Annotated in this window: 19 protein-coding genes; 6 read left to right on the forward strand and 13 right to left on the reverse strand. The window is 59.4% G+C overall.

Going from position 1 to position 22,092, the window contains the following annotated elements:
• Positions 1-430 precede the first annotated feature (430 nt).
• The 6 genes from RVAN_RS14250 to RVAN_RS14275 form a co-directional block, all read right to left on the reverse strand.
• Positions 431-1,156 carry a M48 family metallopeptidase gene (locus tag RVAN_RS14250; protein ID WP_013420410.1) on the reverse strand — a complete coding sequence of 242 codons (726 nt, stop codon included), beginning with the start codon at positions 1,154-1,156 and terminating at the stop codon, positions 431-433.
• On the reverse strand, positions 1,146-4,211 hold the full coding sequence (locus tag RVAN_RS14255) for a type I restriction endonuclease subunit R (RefSeq protein WP_013420411.1): 3,066 nt from the start codon (positions 4,209-4,211) through the stop codon (positions 1,146-1,148). Before RVAN_RS14255 ends, RVAN_RS14250 begins: the two co-directional genes overlap by 11 nt.
• Positions 4,208-5,464 carry a restriction endonuclease subunit S gene (locus RVAN_RS19165; protein ID WP_013420412.1) on the reverse strand — a complete coding sequence of 419 codons (1,257 nt, stop codon included), beginning with the start codon at positions 5,462-5,464 and terminating at the stop codon, positions 4,208-4,210. The genes RVAN_RS14255 and RVAN_RS19165 overlap by 4 nt, the downstream gene beginning before the upstream one ends.
• 295 nt (positions 5,465-5,759) lie before the next feature.
• Positions 5,760-6,854: a Fic family protein gene (locus RVAN_RS14265; RefSeq protein ID WP_013420414.1), complete on the reverse strand. Its 1,095-nt coding sequence runs from the start codon at positions 6,852-6,854 to the stop codon at positions 5,760-5,762.
• Position 6,855: 1 nt separating this feature from the next.
• Positions 6,856-9,330 (reverse strand): type I restriction-modification system subunit M, encoded by a 2,475-nt coding sequence (locus RVAN_RS14270; RefSeq protein WP_013420415.1) that lies wholly within the window; start codon positions 9,328-9,330, stop codon positions 6,856-6,858.
• 375 nt (positions 9,331-9,705) lie between these two features.
• The gene (locus tag RVAN_RS14275; RefSeq protein WP_049779444.1) at positions 9,706-14,442 is read right to left on the reverse strand and encodes a DEAD/DEAH box helicase family protein; all 4,737 of its coding nucleotides are present in this window, start codon (positions 14,440-14,442) and stop codon (positions 9,706-9,708) included.
• Here RVAN_RS14275 and RVAN_RS19170 point away from each other — a divergent pair.
• Positions 14,428-14,868 (forward strand): hypothetical protein, encoded by a 441-nt coding sequence (locus tag RVAN_RS19170; RefSeq protein ID WP_049779446.1) that lies wholly within the window; start codon positions 14,428-14,430, stop codon positions 14,866-14,868. The two genes, RVAN_RS14275 and RVAN_RS19170, sit on opposite strands and share 15 nt — an antisense overlap.
• On the opposite strand, the gene RVAN_RS19175 is transcribed toward RVAN_RS19170, so the two are convergent.
• Together RVAN_RS19175 and RVAN_RS14280 are read right to left on the reverse strand one after the other, a co-directional pair.
• Complete coding sequence (locus tag RVAN_RS19175) at positions 14,865-15,152, reverse strand: TnpV protein (protein ID WP_013420417.1); 288 nt, start codon at positions 15,150-15,152, stop codon at positions 14,865-14,867. The two genes, RVAN_RS19170 and RVAN_RS19175, sit on opposite strands and share 4 nt — an antisense overlap.
• Before the next feature lie 190 nt (positions 15,153-15,342).
• Positions 15,343-15,693 carry a plasmid mobilization protein gene (locus RVAN_RS14280; RefSeq protein WP_013420418.1) on the reverse strand — a complete coding sequence of 117 codons (351 nt, stop codon included), beginning with the start codon at positions 15,691-15,693 and terminating at the stop codon, positions 15,343-15,345.
• A gap of 344 nt (positions 15,694-16,037) precedes the next feature.
• On the opposite strand from RVAN_RS14280, the gene RVAN_RS14285 reads away from it, so the two are divergent.
• Genes RVAN_RS14285 through RVAN_RS14300 form a run of 4 tightly spaced genes read left to right on the forward strand, consistent with a single transcriptional unit; the run spans position 16,038 to position 18,346 of the window.
• Positions 16,038-16,397, forward strand: coding sequence for a hypothetical protein (locus RVAN_RS14285; RefSeq protein ID WP_013420419.1), 360 nt, complete (start codon positions 16,038-16,040; stop codon positions 16,395-16,397).
• Between the two features lie 13 nt (positions 16,398-16,410).
• Entirely contained in the window at positions 16,411-17,166 is a 756-nt protein-coding gene (locus RVAN_RS14290) for a conjugal transfer protein TraL (RefSeq protein ID WP_013419415.1), read from the forward strand.
• Entirely contained in the window at positions 17,135-17,650 is a 516-nt protein-coding gene (locus tag RVAN_RS14295; RefSeq protein ID WP_013419416.1) for a hypothetical protein, read from the forward strand. Before RVAN_RS14290 ends, RVAN_RS14295 begins: the two co-directional genes overlap by 32 nt.
• 42 nt (positions 17,651-17,692) lie before the next feature.
• Positions 17,693-18,346 (forward strand): tyrosine-type recombinase/integrase, encoded by a 654-nt coding sequence (locus RVAN_RS14300; protein ID WP_013420420.1) that lies wholly within the window; start codon positions 17,693-17,695, stop codon positions 18,344-18,346.
• Between the two features lie 177 nt (positions 18,347-18,523).
• Here RVAN_RS14300 and RVAN_RS20310 read toward each other — a convergent pair whose 3' ends face one another.
• The gene (locus tag RVAN_RS20310; protein ID WP_013420421.1) at positions 18,524-19,012 is read right to left on the reverse strand and encodes a hypothetical protein; all 489 of its coding nucleotides are present in this window, start codon (positions 19,010-19,012) and stop codon (positions 18,524-18,526) included.
• Between the two features lie 91 nt (positions 19,013-19,103).
• Between RVAN_RS20310 and RVAN_RS14310 the strand changes: the two genes are divergently transcribed.
• Positions 19,104-19,709 (forward strand): hypothetical protein, encoded by a 606-nt coding sequence (locus tag RVAN_RS14310; RefSeq protein ID WP_155942473.1) that lies wholly within the window; start codon positions 19,104-19,106, stop codon positions 19,707-19,709.
• Between the two features lie 625 nt (positions 19,710-20,334).
• Here RVAN_RS14310 and RVAN_RS14315 read toward each other — a convergent pair.
• The 4 genes from RVAN_RS14315 to RVAN_RS14330 all read right to left on the reverse strand — a co-directional run bounded on the left by RVAN_RS14315 (position 20,335) and on the right by RVAN_RS14330 (position 21,979).
• The gene (locus RVAN_RS14315; RefSeq protein ID WP_013420423.1) at positions 20,335-20,862 is read right to left on the reverse strand and encodes a gamma carbonic anhydrase family protein; all 528 of its coding nucleotides are present in this window, start codon (positions 20,860-20,862) and stop codon (positions 20,335-20,337) included.
• 220 nt (positions 20,863-21,082) lie between these two features.
• Positions 21,083-21,313, reverse strand: a complete 231-nt coding sequence (locus RVAN_RS14320; protein ID WP_013420425.1) for a hypothetical protein — start codon at positions 21,311-21,313, stop codon at positions 21,083-21,085.
• 18 nt (positions 21,314-21,331) lie between these two features.
• The gene (locus RVAN_RS14325; protein ID WP_041787687.1) at positions 21,332-21,700 is read right to left on the reverse strand and encodes a type II toxin-antitoxin system RelE/ParE family toxin; all 369 of its coding nucleotides are present in this window, start codon (positions 21,698-21,700) and stop codon (positions 21,332-21,334) included.
• A gap of 6 nt (positions 21,701-21,706) precedes the next feature.
• Positions 21,707-21,979 carry a type II toxin-antitoxin system ParD family antitoxin gene (locus RVAN_RS14330; RefSeq protein ID WP_013420427.1) on the reverse strand — a complete coding sequence of 91 codons (273 nt, stop codon included), beginning with the start codon at positions 21,977-21,979 and terminating at the stop codon, positions 21,707-21,709.
• Between the last annotated feature and the right edge of the window lie 113 nt (positions 21,980-22,092).

The following is a 22,092-nucleotide window of genomic DNA, read 5'->3' on the forward strand; positions in this document are numbered from 1 at the left end:
ATGCATGAAAAGCAGTCCTGATGCCAGGGCCTAAATGAACTCGCCAAGAGTTATTTGCGAATTCGGACAATTGTAAGCTCCGACCACCGAAAGGCTTCGCTCACGCGACATTTTTTCGCGAATGGGCGGTACCGCAATCTCCCGGAATTCGCTGGCGGCAACACGGCAGCAAGTAAAGTCTCTGGGATTCGAGGCGACACATCACAGCTGCTGCAAAAAAATGTTCTGCATCAAACACGAAAAGCAGTCGTGCCGAACTCCTTTCCAAGGGAATTCATCGTAGGCTGGTTAGGGTCAATTTCGTCGGTTCGATAATCGTGAACGGCGGAAGTCGTCTGTAAGCGGACGAAGGCCTCCGTCGAGATGGGCCACTTGCGGTCATCCCGGTCAACCTATGAATTCGCGGCTGCTTAGAAGCGCGGAGCCTGCCTTAAGCCCAAGTCTCCGCTGCCAGAGGTTGGACGTTCAATTGCTGGCGCGTTGAGCGCCAGCCGGGCAGAAGGCGGTCCATTTGGGAGATGAAGGTTTTATTGTGGTGGCGCTCAAGAAGGTGGACAAGTTCATGGACAACAATGTACTCGACGCAAGCTGGGGGCTTTTTGATTAGCTCGAGGTTAAGCCACACCCGCCGGTTCTTGATACTGCAGGTTCCCCACTTCGTTTTCATGCGCTTAATGCGAAAGTCGGGAACGGGCAGGTCCATGCGCTCGGCCCATTTCTCAACAATCGGTGTGGCGCTTAGCCTAAGCTCCTTGCGATACCATTTCTGTAGCACGCTTTCGCGACCAGCCCGATCGGTTCCGGGTTTTATGGTCAGATCGATAAATTCATTCCCACGAACAGAGACCTTGGACCGGCGGCCGTTTTCGACAACGTTCAATCGGTATCGCCGTCCTTTGAAAAAGTGGCACTCGCCTGAAACATATTCACGCTCAGACTGGCGCTCCTGCGCGCCGAACTTGGCGCGTTGTTGCTTGATCCAGCCAAGACGGGCGACGACGGCAAGCCGCACGGCGTCGTCGCTCAGGACGAGCGGCGCCGCTACCCGGACGCGGCCTTCGGGAGGGTAGACGCCAAGGTGGAGGTTCTTAATCCGCTTCCGAACTACCTCGACAGGTACACCGCCAACAATGATCTCGCGGCTGTCAGTATTCACTCTGGGCCTTCACTAGCTCGAAGATTTCGTCAAGGCGGGCGTCATCTTTGAGAGCCTGAGCGATTGCCCTGCGTACCACTCTCTCTTTGATTGGATGGCCTCGGAAATCATCGGGCTTATGTTGCCGGATAGCGGCGTCAATAGCGACGGCAAGGTTCTCATCCTGAAGGTTATCGAAGAGAGCCCTTTTCGCAGGCGTATCGATGCCGATGGGATAGGTGGGTCCGGGATCCACCATCTTCACCTTGCGGGCCAGTTCAACAATCTCGTCGAGGTAGGCTTTGTATTCCAGGGCGCCTTCCCGGCGCCGCTTGATCAGCGCGTCCAAGAGGTCGGACATCTTCTGATAGTATGCCGGGTTGACTGGCTCTTCGTCGGTGATGATCTTGCGGACGTTGTTCTCGATTGTTTCGGCGACCGCTCCTTCGTCCTTTGCGATGCTTTCGGGAAGGGCGTCGATGGCCTTCACGCCGCTCTTCACGATCATGTCCACCAGCGAGAGATCGTCGAAGGCCGATAATTTCAAGCTGTCCTCGGCACGGATATAGGCGTCGATGAGATGCCGCATGGCGGGCTCGTACATCTTCAGATCGATGTAGTCGCCGCTCTTGAGTTTCACGGCCGCGCGGACATCTTCGAAGTGCTTCACCTCGGCCTTGATGGCCTGCGCCTCCTGGTTGGTATATCCGGCTTCTTCCATTTCGTTTGCGAGATTCGTGTAGGCTCGGAGCAGGCTTGAGACGAGCCGATAAAGAAGAAGCCTCTTCGGCTCGCTCTCTTTCAGCGCCGCCTTGTTGTCTGCATCGACAGAGCCGCAGAAAAAGCGATGGTGGGCCGGTAAATCTCGTGGCGAGGGAACCGGTTCACAAAGCGCCCTCAGCGCCTCCAGGGCCTCTTCGAGGCGCTTATGCCCATCCTCGAGGCGATCGACGAGGAGCCCCTTCACGTCCTCGGGTGCATAGGCGTCGAAGGCGCCGGACGCGTAGTCCTTGATCGAGCCTTCCAGGCTCTTGAACAGGTCTTTGTAGTCGACGATGTAGCCGTAATCCTTGTCGTCGCCATCGAGGCGGTTAACCCGGCAAATGGCCTGGAAGAGGCCGTGATCCTGCATGTGCTTGTCGATGTAGAGATAGGTCGCCGGCGGCGCGTCGAACCCGGTGAGAAGCTTATCGACGACGATGAGCAGCTTCATTTGTCCCGGCTCGTCGACGAACTTCTTCTTCACCTCCGTCTCGAATTTTTCGGGCGTCTTGCCGTTGAGCATTCGGTTGTAGATCTCGTACTTCTGCAGGCGCTCCGTCAGCCCCTCGCCCGTCGTCTCGCCCTTTGTGTCGGCAATCGCGGGCCTATAGGATGTGATGATGGCGCACTTGCCGGCCAGCTCGGTTTCCTCAAACAGCTGATAGAGCTTGCACGCCTGATAGATGCTGCCCGAGACGATCATGGCGTTGCCGCGGCCGCTGACGAGGCGGTCCTTGGTGTTCATGTCCATGAGGATGTCGGCGACGATCTTTTCCAGCCTGGACTGGCTCGACATCACCTTTTGAAGCGTGCCCCAGCGCTGTTTGAGCTGCGCCTTCGCGAAGTTGGTCAGCCCCTTTGTCTTCGCCTCGAACCATTGGTCGATCTTGTCCGGCGATGAGATACTTTGATCGATATCGCGCGCCTCATAGCGCAGATCGAGCACGACACGGTCGGCGACTGCTTCATCGAACTTGTAGGTGTGGATGTAGGTTCCGAATTTCTCCAGGCTTGTCGCCTTATCGGCCTTCAATAGCGGCGTCCCCGTAAAGCCGATGAACATCGCGTCCGGCAGGATGGCCTTCATCGCATCGTGGAGCTGCCCGGATTGGGTCCGGTGACATTCGTCGACGAAGACGTAGATGTCGCCCTGCGGCTTGAAGCCGGGGCTTACCGCCGTGGTGAGTTCTGTGACGTATTCGGCGATGTCGGCGTCGTCGGCCACGCCGAATTTGTGGATGAGCGAGCACATCAGCCATGGCGTCGTGTCGGCGAGCTTGGCGATGAGGTCCGCGCCGCTCGTCGTTCTATAAATCTTCTCCTGGACGCCGACGAAAACCTTCTCGATCTGCTCGTCGAGTTCCGTACGGTCGGTGATGATCGCGACGCGCGCGCCCGTCACATTCTCGCGGATCCACTTCGCGAGCCACACCATGGTGAGGCTTTTGCCGGAGCCTTGCGTGTGCCAGATGATGCCGCCCTCGCGCGCTCTGACGCGCTTTTGCGCGGCGCGCACGCCGAAATATTGATTGTGCCGGCAGGTCTTCTTGGTCCCGGAATCGAACACGATGAAATCGTGCAGGAGTTCGAGGAAGCGGGCCTTATGGCAGAGCTGGCTCAGCGCGCGGTCGAGCGGGTTCTCGATGGCGCTGTCTTCCTTCCAGGCGAGGTAATAGCGCTCGGTCGTCTCAATGGTCCCGTAGCGCAGGCCCTCGGTGTCGTTCCCAGCCATGACGAGCTGCATGGTCGTGAAGAAGGGGCGGATGAACTGCTTCTTCTGGTTGTCGAGGTTCTGGCGGATGCCCTCGGCCATCGACTTTGTGGAGCGCTTCAATTCCAGGACGCCGAGCGCGATGCCGTTCACATAGAGCACGATGTCCGGCCGCTTCGTGGCGGCCTTGGCGTCGAAGCCCTTCACGGTCACTTCCTCGGCGACGGCGAAATGGTTGGCGGCCGGGTTCTTCCAATCGATGAGCCAGACGGTTTCGTGGTTCTCGCCGGCGGCGGGTGCGACTTTCACGCCATAGCGCAGCAGCTCGTAGACGGATTTGTTCACGTCGTAGAGACTTCGGGACTGGTCGCCCGCCACACGCTGAAATTCCGCGATGGCGCGCGCGATGAGGGGATCGTCGCCGGGGCGCGTGCGCCGCAAGAAGGTGCGCAGCAGCCCCTCCTCAACGTTGCGATTGCCGTCGCGATCCTTCCAATTGCCGAGATAGTCATAGCCGAGCGTGTCGCGCAGCAAGGCGATAACGCGGGCCTGCGTGGCGCTTTCTGGCTGGCCGAGGGGACGGGATGAAAGGGGCGCGCTCATATCAGCCGAACCCTCCCCGTCAGCAGCTCCTGCATCATGCCTTGCTTGATGGATCGCGCTTTGTCGCGCTTGGCTTCGAGCTGGTCGATCTCGGCATCTGTGTCGGAGATTGCCGATCCAATTGCATCTTGCTCCTCAAACGTAGGCGGCAAGTAAATCTGAAACCGAGCAAGGTCTTGCCCCCCAAGATTCGGCTGGGCAGCGCCTCCCGCCCATTTCTCAATCATTTTTTTGCAGAGGTCCGATTTGAAATAAGAGACGAGAAAGCGCGGCGAGACATTCGCTCTCGGCCGGACAATTATCAAAGATGAGGCTATGGCACCTGCACCGGAGTCTCCGTCTACCACGCCAAATTTACCGAGTGATCCACGCAAGCAGAAAAGAATATCTCCAGGAAAGAACTTTCCGCCTCCCAAGGAATCGTATTTTTCTTTGGTTATAAAGTCGAGTGACCGTTTGTCTATTTTCCCATCGCGAACGTGACCGGCATTTATGAAAGCATAACCGCCTTCCGTGAAATCCGCCTTCGAGGGGTAATTGCCCCCTCTATCACCATTCTCAAATCCGCACACATCTCGCAAAGTTGCGATCGTCCAAGCCCCTTTGAAGCCAGGGAGGCGGGTTTTGCCGGTGAGGAGCTGCTGCATCGCGGCCTGTTTGATATCGCGCTTCTTGGCGATGAGCCGGTCCAGTCTCGCGATCCACTCATCCGCATCGGAAAGCGCCGCCGCAATCGCCCGCTGCTCCTCCATCGACGGCAGCGGTACCGTCAGAAAGCGGATATCGTCTACTTTGGCATGTCCTACAGTAGAGCCACCTACTTTTTCTAGAAGATTTTTGCGGACTTGCTCCGAAAGCAAAGCGTAAAGCAAGAACGAACTTGTGACATTCACGGTATCCGGCCGATACATCATCATCCTTTGGCCCAGGCAGACTTTTAGATCTGACGGAGCCATGCAAACTTCCCCGAGCGGAGCCTCGCGAGTTATGAAAATGTCGCCTGTTCGAGGAGTTGCTCTTTCAGTCCATTTTATAAATGAAGACAGATCTGTATAGCGCAGATCTTCGCGGACAAACTGGCCATCGCGCACGTTAGGTGTTCTTACGACGGCAAAAGATTCATCATTGCAGAGTGGCGGTGTCCTATTCTTACAATCTACAACTAATTCACAAATATTCGCCGCAGTGGTCACCTGCCATTCATTAGGAATGATGCCCACCTCGGTTTGTTTGTAACCTGGCTTGACAGTCATGCCGCTGCCCCTTGCGTAAAGATGTTAGCGGTCGCCCCGACGGCAGCGCTCGAAGACCTCTCCATGAAAACCGCCGTGAATGTCAGTCGGGATGCGCACAAGAAACGAGCCTTCTCGGTGAATGAGCTTCGCGAAAGGCACCAGGAACCGCCGTTTCCTGGCCATGTGCGTCCCTCCGTGGGTAGAGCGATCTCCGTTTTCCTGGTCTTAGCGCTCATGCACAAACAAAACCGTTTTCCTGTGCATCTCGCCGCCCATACGCACCGAAAAGGCCGTTTTCTTGTGCATGTTGCTGTCATGTCGCGCTCTGGCTGCGCTCGCCAACGCTGAGGAACAGGTTGAATAGATCGTCATTCAAAAAGTAGTTTTCCTTGCCGATTTTATGTTTTGTCACAAGACCAATTCCGGCCAGCGCTTCCAGATAGCGCGTGGCGGTGTTGCGATGCACGCCAAGGTCGGCCATCACAAACTCGATCTTCGTGTAAGGGTGGCGGAACAGATTGTTCAGCAAGTCCTGGCTGTAGATACGGGGGAGTTCGCCGCGCATCCGGTTCTTATGACGCAGCATCAGGTCGCGCACGCCGAAGACGAGGGCCGTGGTTTGCCGGGAGGTCTGCTCGACGCCGGCGAGCACGAACAGCACCCATTCCTCCCACGCGTCGCGGTCGCGCACGGCTTGCAGCAGCCGGTAATATTCCGGCTTGTTCTGATTGATGTAGCGGGACAGATAGAGGATGGGGGTCCCCAGCAGGCCCGCCTTCACGAGATAGAGGATGTTGAGGATGCGGCCGGTGCGCCCATTGCCGTCGTAGAAGGGGTGGATGGTCTCGAAGCGGTGGTGAATGACGGCCATCTTGACGAGCGGGTCGAGGCCGGCGACGTCGTCGTCGTTGATGAAGCGCTCCAGATTGTCCATGAGCGCGACGATCTCGGCGTGGCTTTGCGGCGGCGTGAATACCGTCTCGCCGGTCTGTTCGTTCTTGAGCGCTGTGCCGGGCAGCTTGCGGAAGCCGGCCTGGTTGGCTTCGAGCGTCGCCTGGATTTGCAGGATGTCGTTGTTCGTGATGAGCCCGGTCTGGCGGACGCGCTCGAAGCCTTCGCGCAGCGCCCGCGCGTAGGCGTGGACCTCCTTCGCGGCGAGGCTCGCGAATTGGGACTTGGCGGCGTCGCTGCGATAGAGGTCGTCTTCGGTTGTGACGATGTTCTCGATGGCGGAGCTGTCTTTCGCTTCCTGCAGCGACAGCGTGCTGATGAGGATGGTCTCGTTCGGCACGATCCCCGCCGTGCCTTTCAGTTCGGCCAGCGCCCGGTGAGCACGCGCAAGGCTTTTCAGGACCGGCTTTGTTTCCACCTCGAAGGGCAGCGGCAGAAGGGGGATGGTGGTGTCCATGTCATTCCGCGGCGGTTTTCAGCGCTTCGCGCCGCCACGCGAAGCCCATTTTCCTGAGATGCTCCTCAACGCGCGCGCCGATAGCTTCGGCTTCCTCGGCCAATTGCGGCAGCGGCGCGGCGTAGCGTTCGGCGAGCAGCTTGATGCGACCGGCGAGGGTTTGGCCGACGCGGTCGAGTTCGCCATGAATGTCGCGGTCGAGCGCCGCCATCCATTTGTCGTCGACGATCAGCGCCTTGATCTCGGCTTCGGTCAGCGCCGGATACTTCGCCGCGGTTTTGACGTCGAGCGCGAGCCTCGCCTCTTTCGCCGCCCTGGAAGCCTCAGCCTCTTCCTCGATCAGGCGCAGGCACTTCTCAAGCGCTTCCCTTTCTTCGGCTGCTTCCGGATCGCGCCTGATGTCCTTCAGCCGCGCCTTGATGCCGGCGGCGGTGAGCTTGCCCTTCTCGTTCTTGCCCTCGAAAAGAAGGCCGTCTTCTCCGCCCTGCTCTTCGTCCAGTTCCTCGAATGCGCGACGAAGCTCCTCGGCGGCGGCTTCCTTCGCTTCCACGTCCGCGAGCTTGTCCGCGAAGAAACGCGCCACGATAAGGTTCGGCGGAATAAGCTCGGCCTTCAGCCGCTTCTTGCCAATAGCGAGGTCGGGCGTCTCCGTAAACTTGCCTTCGCTGTTCTTGTGAAGCTCCCGGAGCGTGCGGCCCGCCTCCCAGCGGTCCTGCACAATCAGGGAAGCGTCGTCATGCATCGTCTCTTCCCAAAAGGACATGAGATGCTGGTAAATGTCGTAAGCGTCCAGGATCGGGATAGTCGCGAACCGCGCGAGCAAGTCCTCGGCGATCACCTCGATGACCTGTTTCGGATGGTCTTCCGCGCTCAAGCCTTTCAGGCGCTCGGCATGCTGGCGCCGCCACGACGCAAATGCTTCCAAAACCGTCGCCGAAAAGCGGCCGAAGTCCTTATGCTCCAGGATGGCCGGCTTGACGCCGGAGGCTTCCACCTTTGGCGCGCAGGCGCCCGGACGAGGGCCGGGACCGAAAAGCTCCCGCCGGAGGTCGGGCAGGACGCCCCAATAGGAGCTGAGGGCGTCGACATCGCGCTCTGGAATGCCGCCCAAAAGGTGCGCCGCGATGTCTTGCAGGTCTTCCGGCTCGGAGCTGTCGATATAACGGGGTATGTTGAGATTGAAGTCGTTCTTCACAATTTCCGAAAGCGGAACCAGCCGGGAGAATTTCTCGATCTCGATCTGCTTCGTGAACGCATCGACGATCTTGTGAATGTCCTGAGCGCGAAGCCGGTTCTTGTTGCCGTCCTTCACGAAGCCCTTCGAGGCGTCGATCATGAAGATACCGGTGCGGCGATCCGCGTTCTCTTTGTCGAGAACGATGATGCAAGCCGGAATGCCGGTGCCATAGAACAGGTTCGCCGGCAGGCCAATGATGCCCTTGATGAACCCCTTCGCGATGATGTTCTTGCGGATCTCCGCTTCAGCGTTTCCGCGAAACAGGACACCGTGGGGCAGAATGATCGCGCCCTTGCCCGTGCTCTTGAGCGATGCAATCACATGGAGGAGATAAGCGTAGTCGCCATTCTTCGCGGGCGGCGTCCCGTACTCAAAGCGTCCGTCGGGATCGTCACTTCCGAGTGAGACGCCGGTCGTCCAAGCCTTGTCCGAAAACGGCGGATTGGCGACGACAAAGTCGAATCTCTTGAGGCTCTGATCCTTTTCGCGAAAATATGGCGATGAGAGCGTGTTATCCCGCACAATATCGGCGTCAGGACAATCATGCAGCACCATGTTCATCTTCGCGAGCGCGCGCGTCGCGACGTCTTTCTCTTGGCCGTAAACCGTGATCCCGACGGGCGATTCCGAGCGCGCTTTGAGAAGGAGAGAGCCAGAACCACAGGTGGGGTCGTAAAGCGTCTGAGAAACGCTTTTCGCGTGGCGGATGCCGATCACCTTGGCGATGATGCGGGACACTTCCGCCGGCGTGTAGAACTGCCCCTTGCTCTTGCCGGATTCGGTCGCGAAATGGCGCATAAGGTATTCGTAGGCATCGCCAAGAATGTCGTCGCCATCAGCCCGGTTCTTTCGAAAATTCAGCTCTGGCCGGTCGAAAATAGCGATGAGATCGCTTAGGCGATCAATCATCTCCTTGCCGTCACCGAGCTTATCGGGATCGTTGAAGTTGGCGACGTCAATGACGCCCTTCAGACCGTTGGCCTCCGCCAATTTGGCGATGATTTTGTTGATCCTGTCGCCGATTTCCTTATCACCTCGAAGCTTCACCATATCGGCGAAGCTGCCGCCCTCCGGAACGACGATCACGGCGTTCGGATCGCCTGCGTAGCGATCGGAGACGTATTTCACGAACAGGAGGACCAGGATGTAGTCCTTGTATTGCGAGGCATCCATGCCGCCGCGGAGCTTGTCGCAGCTTTGCCAGAGAGAGCTATAAATCTGAGATTTTTTGACCGCCACCGCTGCCTCTTCGTTGCCGCATGATCGAGATGCGATTCAAGGCGCAGTCTTTCGCCGGATTTCGAACTGGCGCAAGGTCTATATACTTCCTTCCAAAACCTTAAGCACTGCTCACAGCGCCCCAAGCCCAAAGAGAGAAGTTAGGGACCGGCACCGCTCGGCGTCGCCGGCCACGCCGAAAGCCGCCTAGCTCGCCTGGCGATCCGACGGCGGATATCTATCTAACTACCACTCGAGGGCGCCGCGCTCATTAAAGCCCCGCTGACGCTTCTGGCGATTGGCGGCAATTCCTACCGCTGTCCAACAAAGCGGAATCGTAGAGATCGGCGCCAAAATCGACACTTGAGGCCGAAAATGACCATACGCCGTCTCGGACTACGATCGCCCACGGCCGTTTTGCCGAGCTTGCGTTTCACTGAACTCGGCTTCCAGGAGCGCGATCTTGGCCCGCTGACTTGGTGGACTGTATTCCAGCCCGGCCAAGCTCGATACCGATGACCACCTCGCTGCATGAGCAGGTGTGTCCCCTTGAACCGCAGTGCTTTCACCGTTCTTCGCCGCCCCGTGCGCCGCCGGCTGCAGGGCCTTCTCGATGTCCGCGATCCGGGCTTTAGCGTTGTTGAGACGATCGGCGCGGGCGAACCCGGTCGCCGTCAACTGGCGCTCGAGCCTTGGGAGATCGGCCCTGGCCTTGGTCAACCCCTGCTCTTCGGCTGCCAGCACGGCTGGGACTTGCTTGATGCAGTTTTCGAAGCGGCGCAGGAGGCCAGCCGGATCGATTTCGTCGCTCAACAGATAGGAATCCTGTTTGGCGTAGCCCCTCTCTCGTTCAATCTCGATGGTGTAGGAGAGACCGTTCGCGCCAGAGCGAACATAGGCTTCGAGCAGGAACCCTCGCAGGCGCGCCTGAAGGGCAGCTTTTTGAGGCTGGCCGGCAGCAAGCGTCGCCTTCGAGAGGATGATCGCCTTCAACGCTTCGCCCGCCGCTTTGCGTTCCGAGAACCGTCGGTCGCCGATAGTGAGCAGGAACGCCGCTGTTTCGGATGCGCGGACCTGCTCGGCGTCGGCGCCAAGGCCAGCGATCGCCGTCTCGTGAGCGGCGATCTTGGAGGTGAGCCGCGCATAGGCCGATTTCGCGGCAAGGACGGAGCGCTCCTGGCCTCGTTTTGCCGCCTCAAGCTCGCGCAGCTCCTTGGACAGCTCCGCGTGCTCGATGATGAGCGGATTGCCGGTGGCCGCCGCCTTGATCATGGCCGCTTCCGGAAGCGGGGAATCGATGTCCTCTGCGGTCCTGACCCCGCGCGCGCCGGCCCGCAATTGCGCGATGAAATTCGCCTTCCTGGTCAGCGTCTGCCAGCGATAGGCGTCGAGGCTGCGCAGCGTAACGTAGCGGATGATCTCGACTTCGGAGTTGAGGTTCCCCTGCCTCAAGATGCGCCCATCGCGCTGCTCGACATCGGCGGGCCGCCAGGGCGCGTCGAGATGGTGCATGGCGACAAGCTGGCGCTGCACGTTGGTGCCGACACCCATTTTGGCGGTGGAGCCGATCAGGATGCGCACCTGCGCCTCGCGAACGGCGGCAAACAGCCGTGCCTTCTTGATGTCGTTGTCAGCCTCGTGGATGAAGGCGATCTCCTCGCGGGGGATGCCTTTTTGGACAAGCCGCGCGCGCAGATCCTCGTAGAGATTGAAGGAGGAGCCGATCTCGTTGGGAAGGGCGGCTTCATTGTCGTCCGCGTCCTCGCCGAACGCCTCGTCGACGGCAGACGGCGCTTTCATACCCGCTTTGGAATTCGGCACGCCCATATCGAGAAACACGATCTGACAGAGTCCCGGCCTTGTCCCCTCCTTCCAGATCTGCGCGATGCGCTCCACCGCAGCGACCGTCTTGCCGTGCGGGTTGATGGGCGCTTGCGCGTCGAGCAGGCGAATATCGGTCGCAAGCCGCAAGCCCTCGCCGAGGATCTTCAGCATGTTGTCGCCGCCTGCCTCAGAGCGCTTGCCCTTGATAGCTTCGGCGCGTTGCACAAGCTCGTCCATCATGTGAAGCTCGCGCTCCGAGAGCTCCGCTTCGACGACGGTCACCTGGCCGGCTTTGAGCTTTGGGCGGGGCAGATTCAGCATCTCGGGCGTTTGCGTGTCGGCGACGCGGCTGTAAAGCGCGATCAGCTCGGGGATGTTCACGAACTTCGAAAACGACCGCGTGGTGCGGAAGCCGCGGCCCGAAGGCGCAAGCTCGACCTCGGTCACGATGTCGCCGAAGGTGGCGGCCCAGGCATCGAATTCATCGATGTCGTAATCGGCAAGCAGCCTTCCCTGCAAATAGCGCTGCATGGTGTACATTTCGGCGATAGTGTTCGAGACGGGCGTTCCGGTGGCGAACACCGCCGCGCGGCCTGGCCGCTGTTCCTCCAGAGAACGGATTTTCAGATAGAGATCGGTCGCGCGCTGGGATTCCGTGCCGGAAAGCCCCTTCACGCGGGTGTGCCGCGTGCGAAAGGCGAGGTTCTTGAAGGCATGGGCCTCGTCGACAAACAGAAAATCGACGCCCAACTCCTCGAAGGTGATGCCGTCGTCTTTTCGCTCCTGATTGAGAAGCTTGTCGAGCTTGGCTTCGAGCCGTCTCGCCGCCTTCTCCAACTCCTTGACGGTGGGCGATCCGCGTCCTTCATCGGCTTCTGCCTTGGCTTTGAAATCTCTCAAGCCATCGAGCTCATCGCGAATGAAGCGCTCATAGGCTGCGTCCGACATGCGGATGCGCCCGAAGGCATCGTGGGTGATGATGATCGCGTCATGGGCGCCAGCAGCCATGCGCGCGCTGAACGCGCGGCGCTTGTCCTTCGACATGACCTCCTTGTCGGCGACGAGGATCTCGGCGGCGGGATAGGCTTGCAGGAACTCGCGGGCAAACTGCTCCAGCATGTGATTGGGCACGACATACATGGGTCGGCGGATCAGCCCGAGACGGCGCTGCTCCTGGCCGGCGCCGATCATGGTGAAGGTCTTGCCGGCGCCCACCGCATGGTCGATGAGCGTGTTGCCGCTCGAGACCACGCGCCAGATGGCGTTCAGCTGATGCGAGTGCAGCCGGAAGGGCCGAGGCTCTTGGTCGGGGCCTGCATTGATGAAGCGGGCAAGGCCCGGCATGGTCTGATGCGCCCCGTCATAGACGGTCGGCACCAGGCGGTTGAAGCGGAGATTGTAGAGCTCTTCGAGCTGCCGCGCCCGTTCCTCATCCTGCCAAACCCAGCCTTCGATGCCGGTCTCGGGCGAGCCTGAGAAGAGCTCGCGGATGGCGCCAACTTTCGCGTTGGCTTCTTCCGAGGCGGATGCGTTGTAAGTCGGCGGGCTATCGGCGGCGGGTCCTGGATCGAAGATGCGGATTTCGCCATTGTTGAGCGCCGCCAGGATGATGTCGAAGGCTCTGGCGCGCGACGTACCATATTGCGCCTCGGTCGAGGCCGGAATCTCCGGCTTCGTCGTGAACTGCCATTTCTTCGAGACGTCGTTCAGGATCAGCGCCTCGGCCGGCACGCTCAGCGCCTCAGCGAGAAAGGCCCGGTAAATCTCGGGCGGCACCCAGGGCGCGCCACAGAGGATGCGGATATCGACGCGCGTGAGCGGGGCGGGCTGGACGCATTCGAGCGCCTCGATGTTCTTGCCGTAGCGCTCGTCATCCTTCGCCGCGACACGGGCGTCGTCGAGCTTCTGGACGACATCGCCCGACAGATAATCGGCCGAGGTGCGCCAGACATCGCCCGCAGGATCGAGCCAGATGGCGCCATCGAGCGCGTCTTTCGCTTCCTCCTCGCTCGTATTCAGACTTTTGGCGATCAGCGCCAGGTCCACGCGGCCGGTTTCATTGAGGGAGACGGCGAGCGCGTCGGCAGCACTTTTGATCTCAGGCTGTGGCGCTTCCCGGATGATGTCACGGCTGAAGATGGCGGTCTTCGCCGCGGTGTCCTCTCTCTCGTCATAATCCTCAAGTGCTGCGACTTTGAAAGCGTCGGGGTCATCGCGAAAGGCCGCGAAGTTCGGCATGCGCCTTAACACAACGGGCGTGCCATCCTTCTTGAACCGGTTCGTGACCGTCTGGATGGTGCGGTTGATCGGGCCGTGGCGCGCGACAAAGCGGTCATAGGCCGCGTTGAGCCGCGCTCTCAGCGCGTCGCGCTCGCCGGCCGAAGACGCTGCTTGCGGCTTCAGGAGCGTGTTGACCATGTCGCGCATCTCGATGAGGGCGACGAGTTTGGCGCGGTCCATGGCGCTGAGCGCCTGCTCTTCGGCGATGCCGGCGACGCGCTGGTGGACCTTGCCGGCCTCGATGAAATACGCGCCTTCCTTCTGAAGGCTCGCGTCGACGACCGGGATCAACCGCACCGGCTTGTCGCCGCGGACGCGATAGGCGTCCTTGGGAAGTGCGCGCGCCGCCTGTTCAATTTGCGTTTTGAGCTCGTCCGGCGTGCTCTGGCCGATCAGGACAGGCGTCGGGCTCGCATACATGGCGCGCTCGAGACGCATCTCGCCCAGCATCATGGCGGGATGGTCGGCAAAATAGCGGTTGATCTCGATCGGGCCGTCTGGTGTCTCGATGGCTTTGAGGTCGAGCCAGTCTGGGCCGCCTGGCTCTTCCCCCTCGGCGCGGCGGCGCAGGAACACAATATCGGCGGTGACCTCCGTTCCGGCATTGGCCTTGAACGCGCCCTTGTCGCCGCCTGGCAGCCGGATCGCGCCGAGGAAGTCGGCCCGGCGCGCCATCTCGCGACGGGCGGCATCGGCCTTCTTGTCGAGCGTATAAAGCGAGGTGATGAACACGACGAGCCCACCTGGCCGGACCTTGTCGAGCGCTTTCACAAAGAAATAATCGTGAATGGAAAGGTGGCGAAGCTTCGCGTCGCGCACCCCGTAATTGCCGAACGGCACGTTCGAGATGGCGAGATCGAAATAGCCTTGCGGCCAGCGGCTGTCTTCGAAGCCCTCGATCCGAACATCGGCGCCGGGATAGAGCGTCTTGGCGATGCGGCCCGAAAGCCGGTCGAGTTCGACGGCACTCCAGGCGGTACAGGCCCGAAGCCCCTCAGGAACAAGTCCGATGAAATGGCCGACGCCCACGGCCGGTTCGAGAGCCCGGCCGCCATCAAAGCCAAAGCCCTCGACAGCGCTCCAGACGCCCTTGATAACGGCTTCGGAGGTGAAATGGGCGTTCAGCGTCGACGCCCTGGCCGAAGCCCATTCTTCGGCTGTGAGCAGGTCCTGCAGTTCGGCGCGTTCCGCAGCCCAAATCCTGGCCGCCTGGCTGTAGGGGTTCTTGTCAAAGATCGCCTGGGCAAAAGCGCCCCAGCCCGTATAGCGAACGAGGCCTTGTTTTTCGTCCGAGGTCGGCTCGCGCGCGTCCTCTTCGAGGGATTTGAGGATGCGGATCGCTTCGATATTGGCGCGAACCTTCTCCTTCGGCGTACCCTGGCCGATCGCATCGGCGGCCGTAATGGCGTAATTGCGCCGCGCTCGCTCACTGATCGCGACGGCGGAGGAAGTTAAAGCGTCAGAACCACCTCGTGGAGCGCGATCTCTTCGGCCATCAGCCAGGCTTGCGTCTCCTTGATCTCCCCCTCCTCTGCGTCCTTGATCGCCTCGATCTCGGGCTTCTTCTCTTCGAAGATCCGCTCCATCATCTGGCGGGCTTGCCGGCCGATCTCGTCCAGATGCTGGTTCAACTGCCCCGTCTTCTCCAGCTCCGCGTACAGCGCGGGATGGCTCTGCGCCAGGTAGCCCTTGCGCCGGGTCGCGAATTTGCTCTCGATCCTCATGGCCTCTTTCATCATCTTGAGTGCTGGGTTCCGCCGTTACGCCTTTTGCAAGGCGGTCTTCGTCCTTCAAACCTTGGGGCTCATCTCGTGTCTCCTCCTCCTTCCGCTCGAACAAGCCGAGAAAAGAAAGCTGCCCGAACACACTGAAACCGCTCTTCCGCCGCGCCATGGCGTGATCCCCGTCGCCACCTCTTTAGCGCATAGTTTATAGACGATCAATAAGGGCGCGAAGCTGAATTTGCACGGTCTCGATGTCATGCAGCAGGCGGCGGACTTCGCCTGGCCCCGCTCCCACGCCGGCTCGCGATACAAGCCAGAGCTTCAAGAGACCGCCAAGCCGGCCCTGATCGGCATTCACCTGCAACAGCGCGAGGATCGCCTTTTGGTCGTGGACGGATGTGAGCCTGGCGCCGAGGGCTGCCGCGCGCAGATAGGCCGAGACCGAGAGGCCCGCGGCTTGTGCTCTTGTCTCGATCGCCACGCGCTCTTTGGGACTGACAAAAGTCTTCAGCGGACGCGTGCGGTCTCGCGGCTCGAACGGGATTTGATGCGCCATGCTCGCATGTTAGTCCTCTGGCGGCGGTCTCGACAAGAGACCGCGCTTCCGTCGAGCGAAGCGAGTAAGGAACGGCGTGATGGGGGCATCGGCTTCGCCGATGTAGGCCCACATCACACATCTTGCCATCCAAACCTTCCGTCCACCACTGACGATCTCTGTCGCTCCTTGGCGGTCTCTGTCCTTCTTTGACCGCCTCCGTCCATCTTTGGCGGTCTTTGTCCATCTGTGACGCAAAGGCCCGGCGAAGTTTGGCGATCTTCGGCGGACTTCGTCCATGTCTGACGATCTTCGTCCTTTTGCGACGTTTGAGTTTGAGGGTGGCGTGTGATAGTCTATAAACCATGATAGAGGATGAGAAGCGAGGAGAGAAGCCACGGGCAAAATGGGGCGACGGGCGCATCGCGTTCACCGCGCTGCTTCCGGAAATTGCCGGCGAGTTGACCCGCAAGGCGCCAATGTCGCGCATCTACGCGAAGCACAAGACCCGCTTAGGCGTCAGCTACCGGCAGTTCATCCGCCTGGTCCGCGAATACCGCGACCAGGCCTCTGACGCTGCCCCGGTTGGGCTTCCAGGCCTTGGGGCTGCGAGCCCTTCGCCTCCTGCCCACGGCAGGCCTCGAACGCCCCTTTATGTCGGACCGCCCGAAGAGCGGACGTTTCACTTCGATCCCATGGACGCCTACAGGAAAAAATACGACTGAAGGAGATCTTCGCATGGAGAACGGTTCGCAGTCACGGCGCGCGGTCAATCTGTTCTTGAACAGCAAGGGCGGCGTCGGCAAGTCCCATCACGCGGTGCTACTGGTGCAAGCCTATCAGGCCGCGGGCCTGCCCGTGATCGCCATCGACGCCGATGCCACCTCGGCGTCGTTTTCAAGCTTTCACGCGCTTGGCGTTAAGCGTGTCCAGCTCATGGAGGGCGATGCCATCAACCCTCGCGTTTTCGATGACATCACCGAGGAGTTTCTCACGACCGACGCGAATTTCGTCATCGACACCGGCGCATCAGCCTTCGTTGAGCTGAACCGCTATCTCCTGAAGAACAAGGTCCCCGAGCACGTCCGCTCCGCCGACAAGAGGCTCGTCGCCCACATTATCTTGACCGGCGGCTCGACCTTCCGCGAAACGAGCGCCAATCTCGAAGCCATTGCCGCCCAGACGCCACCTTCTGTCGAGATTGTCGTGTGGATCAACGATCATTTCGGCCCCGTGGTGCCTGTCGGCCGCAGGTTCGAAGACCTCCAAATCTATAGAAATTCCGCCGGGCGCATCTCGGCCATCGTGCATCTTGCCGATCACACCTTCAGCGAAAAGGACACCTTCGGCGTCGACGTCAAAAAGATGATGTCGGCCGGCTTGTCGTTTGCCGAAGTACGGGAGTCGCAAGACTTCACCATCATGGCGAAGGCCCGCCTGCAGCTCGTCGAACGGGAAGTGAATGGACAGCTTTCCTCCATCATCGCCCTCTGAGCCGGACCCGGAGGCGGAAATCCATCGGCTCATCGGCGAGGTCGCCAAGCGCCACAGGATCATCTTGGCGCCAGGCGACCCGTTGTTTGTGGTGCTCACGCTTCTTGAGCTTGTCACCGATCGCTATCTGGAGAAGGCCGATGCGATCCTCAAGGCTGAGCGCGACACCTCTCTCGATGCGATGGAGCGCGCGGCGGCTTCGGCAAAAACAACCGGCGAAGGCCTCATCACGGCCGCCGCCGACTACGTGGCCAAAACCGTTCGGTCTTCCACGGTTGAGTTGACGGACGCCTTGTCGGGCACCGCCGCCGCCGAGCGCGCCAAGATCGAACTCACAGCCAGGGATGCGAGACGCATGACCTGGCTCGGGTCGATCGTTCTCGCCATCCTGTTCTCGATCTTGACCGGCATCGCGATCGGCATCTGGCTGGCGCCGGAAGCTAACGGCCGGTTTCTTCACTGCCCGATCTCATCGGCGGCATAGGCATGGCACTCTCAAGTCTCGCACCCAAAATGGAGAGAGACCATGAGTACAGGTCAAAGCGTCAACGCGAGTGGCGCATCGCGCCGCCCCTGGAACAAGGGCAAGCTTGTCGGACCAAAGCCGCCCCTGCAGCCAAAACACGTCTGGGCCATCCGAACCCGACTTCAACTCCAACGCCGAACCCGCGACTTGGCGCTATTCAATCTCGCGATCGATAGCAAGCTTCGAGGCTGCGATGTGGTTGCCCTCAAGGTGGAGGATGTCGCACCGCACGGATACGCCGTCGAGCGAGCGACTGTCCGGCAACGAAAAACAGGGCGTCCCGTACGCTTCGAGATCACCGAGCAGACGCGACAGTCAGTCGATGAGTATCTGCGCGTGACGCAAAGGAAGCCTGGCTACTTCCTGTTCGGCGGCCGGCGCGGCGAAGAAAGGAGCCTCACCACGAGACAATATGCGCGTCTTGTCTCGACCTGGGTCGCCATGGTTGGGCTTGTCGCCATGGTTGGGCTTGACGCCAGCCTCTTCGGCACGCATTCCCTGCGACGGACCAAAGCCACACTGATCTACCGGAAGACCGGCAACCTGCGCGCCGTGCAGCTTCTCCTCGGTCATACAAAGATCGAAAGCACGGTCCGGTATCTTGGCGTCGAGGTTGATGACGCGCTTGCGATCTCCGAGCAGGTCGACATTTAAATGGTGGCGGGCGGAGCCGACGCTCCGCCTTGCAAAGGAGTCTTCAGGGTCGAATCCGGAAATACTCGAAATGAGCATATGTGGGCAGCTTTGGCTTTGAATGCGGCCTCCGTGCCCCCGCAAGCAAAATAGATTATAGTCGAGGCCTTGCTGCTAGGAGAGATGTTCCGATTCGTCTTAGCGCAATTGGCTCTCGATCATGCGAAGCTGGTAACGCCACCAATATACGGCCTCTCGAAAGAGCTGCGTCGCGTCAAACCCAGTATTTCCATAGGCCAAAACTCTGCCGTCTTCTGTTGCTGGCAATTGCGCACCGAACGAAAATGTTTTCAAAATGTTGTTGCGTTCTCTTTCGATGAAATCGAAGAAAATCCAGTTTCCGTCCTTGTCGGCATTCCAGGAAAGCCACGCAGCATCGATTACGCGTTTATGGCGCGCAGACAAAGCAGCATCCACCTTATGTAGAACGTGACCGGTCGTTCGCAGCATCGCAACACCAGCGATCCAGTTTGTACGCCATTCCGGATGCTCGTCATCAATATCTGAATTCTGGATTTCGAAAAGCGCTGATCTCGTCTCTTCCCAGGGTTCCCACGCCCTAAGCGTTGATATCCCGGGTCCAGACGTGAATACATCACCGGTAATCCAACTGTTTAGCTCTGTCATGCTGCGCTGCCTCGGTTGGCGCTTGATGACCGGTAGGCCTAGACATCAAGACAAGATTCTCTCCAAGAGAAAAGTCAAGGTGGTTGCCGACTTGACAAAACTGATTGCTATCCGAAATAGCTTAACCGATACATTTTATAGGACGCTCACGGTGGATTACGGACAAGGCCTGATCGGGATTTTGGGCGCGGTAATTGGTGGAGGAATTAGTTTGATTTCGGCTCGTCAAGTCGAGAGGTTCCGACAGCGGGACGAGTCAAAAAGATTATTAGTTGCATTGTTTGGCGAATTACTCAATCTTGAGCGCCATTGCGATAGAGTTATCCGTCATATACCAAATAACATCGACAGCCGGAAAAAGGTCGTCGACGTGCGCATGTGGAAACATCCGCCTCTCGGCACCCTGCGTGATGACCTTGCACAATATGGGTTCCTGACAAATGAAGACATTCGTGATGTCATAATGCTTTCGGTCGCAGCCAGAAATGATGATATCTGGGTTGATGCGATACTTGAGAGTATAAATTTATCGAAAGAGGAAGATATCCAGGTCGGCCTTCAGGCTCTTAGGCAGAGATTGACAAAAACGCAACAAAATTCTCGCATACTCATTAAGTCTATAGCTTCAAGAAATCCAAAATTGTCCGTTCTTATTCAATTTCATATCTATGACGGTGATCAGTCACCTAGGATTTGATGGGCTACTTTTCACGCAATGGATTCGTTACTTTTTCTTTCCTAATCGAGGTTAAGTAAACATTTCTCACGCGCGCTGTCTGCAAATCGGAATGGCCGCTCATCCTCCAGCAGCAGGCGCTCTCCGAAATCTGCCCGAAGCCTGCAATCGGCCTCTTTCGACCTTTGCCCCGAGATCCGTGAGCGCCGCTTTTGATCTCCCATGGTCAAGGGCGGGATTATTTCAGGAGCCCGCTTGTCGCTCGGCACGTTGAGAATCGCAGGCTTTGAAGACCGCGCCGGAGCAACAATCCCGCTTTCATGATTGTCGGCGAGCGGGCGCTGAGCGCTGCGTTGCTATCGCGATGCCTCTGAGATTTCCGTCCGCCGCGCAAGCCATTCATTGACAGCAAGCTCGATGACCCCCTGCACATCCGTGCCTCTTGCCACTGCTGCGTCCCTCAAACGCGCGGCGGTCTCGCGCGGCATCGAAAATGTCATATTCGTATTCGTGTTTTCGAGCCTGCCTTGGGGCTTCGTCAGAAAATGGCTCAGATTTCGCTTTCTCACATGATCCCCTTTGCGGCACTATCCTGCGCCGCGCCGCCATTTTTTTCATTGGACGCTGCGCGCACTCGCGGCGCAAGCTACGCGGCCTCATAAACCCTGCTGAGAGAAACGTAGCGCTCGGCATTGAGCCTGATCTCCTGGCGCTCGCCCTCGGTGAGCGGGCGGGCAATCCGGGCCGGTGCGCCGATAAGAAGGACATTCGCAGGATACTCCACACCGGGGAGAACGAGCGCGGCGGCGCCGACAAGCGTGTCTTCCGCGAGCCGCACGCCGTCGAGCAGTCGCGCGCCAAGTCCTATGAGGCAATGATTTGCGATTGTGCATCCGTGAAGGATGGTTCCGTGACCGATGGAAACCCCATCGCCGATGCTGACGGGATGGCCCACCCTGCAATGGATGATTGCGCCATCCTGAATATTTGTCCGCCGGCCGATCCGGATGGCGTTGGCGTCACCTCTTACGACGGCATAATGCCAGACGCTGGCACCTTCCGCGATGTGCACGTCTCCCAAAATCTTCGCGGTGTCGGCAATGAAAACATCGCTGTGGATTTGCGGCGCCGGAAGCCCCGCACCAAGGGGCGCGCTAGACCGGAGGTAGGGCATTGAAACTGGCCGGATGGATCGATTTACCATTGGCTCGGACCGGTTGGAGGAATTTGAGCGAGGGCCGTAGCGCCGCACTCATGATTGTCTATGCACTATCATACGATGGATCAAGAGCCTTCTCCACAATCGGCCTTGCTTTTCCAGAGATTGAATCCTTTCGCTGGCGGCGGGAAGATCTCATACGGCACGCCGACAGCGTCGGCGGAGGGATTGGGCGTCATCGACGGCGAGGATCGTTTCCCCATGTTCGTCTCTTGTTGCGATCCGTATTCCATTGCCGCAGAGCTTTGATTTCGCTGTTCGTGCCTTGCGAGAACGTAATGTTGCCATGCGCGAAACTGTTGCGCACCAGGCGGACGAGATCGCCCAGTGAAGCCAGGTCCTTATCGGTCGCGCATTTCTTTGTAATGGCGGGCCTACCGCGCTTTGTGGCTTCGGCGAGCGCCATCTATTCGGCGCTCCCCAGTTACCTCTTTGGTTCTTCAATCTCTTGGCCGACATGCCGGCTTGGCTCCATACGGTCATGCAACACGCGGACGATCTCAACGAGGCCGGGTTCGACCGCGCGATAGAAAATCACATGCACCGGATCGCCGACCGGCGCCCCGCGGGTTTCGGTTCGGCTGTGGCGAATGTGGAAGCTGCGAATTCCGGCAAGCAGCTCGTCTCGATTGGCTGTCGAAACGCCGTCGGGTTCGGTGGCGACGCGCCGCAACGCGGCAGTGAGCAGCGCGCGATAACGGATGCGGGCCTGTCGACCGTGGCGCTCCTCGCTGGTCCTAAGGATCGAAGCGATGTCGGCCTTAGCCGGTTCGGAAAGCCGATAGCGCGCCATGCGGGATCAACGGGACGTCGACGCGGCAAGGTCATCGAGATAGGCGTCGAGGTCTGCGTCGTCGACCTCATCGTACTCGCCGCGTTCGAGGGCCGCGACGCCTGCCTGAATGCTTAGTCGAAGCTTGTCGAGCTTAAGAGATTCCAGCGCCCGGCGCTGCTGCAACGCGCGAATGGCGTCACGCATCGCTTCGCTGGCGTTCCGGTATTCGCCCTTTTCTAGAACCTCGTCAATGAAGGCGTCTTGTTCCGGTGTAAGGCTGACGTTGCGGGTAGGCATCGCCGTGTCTCCTGTTTCCGTCGAAAGATACCCGCTTTGGCAACTGTTGCCAACATTTCACACCATTGCTTCGGCTTTATCCGGACGGAAGCATTGCCGAGAAGTCGCGCGAC

The sequence above is a fragment of the Rhodomicrobium vannielii ATCC 17100 genome (assembly GCF_000166055.1).
GTDB classification, from domain to species: Bacteria; Pseudomonadota; Alphaproteobacteria; order Rhizobiales; family Rhodomicrobiaceae; genus Rhodomicrobium; species Rhodomicrobium vannielii.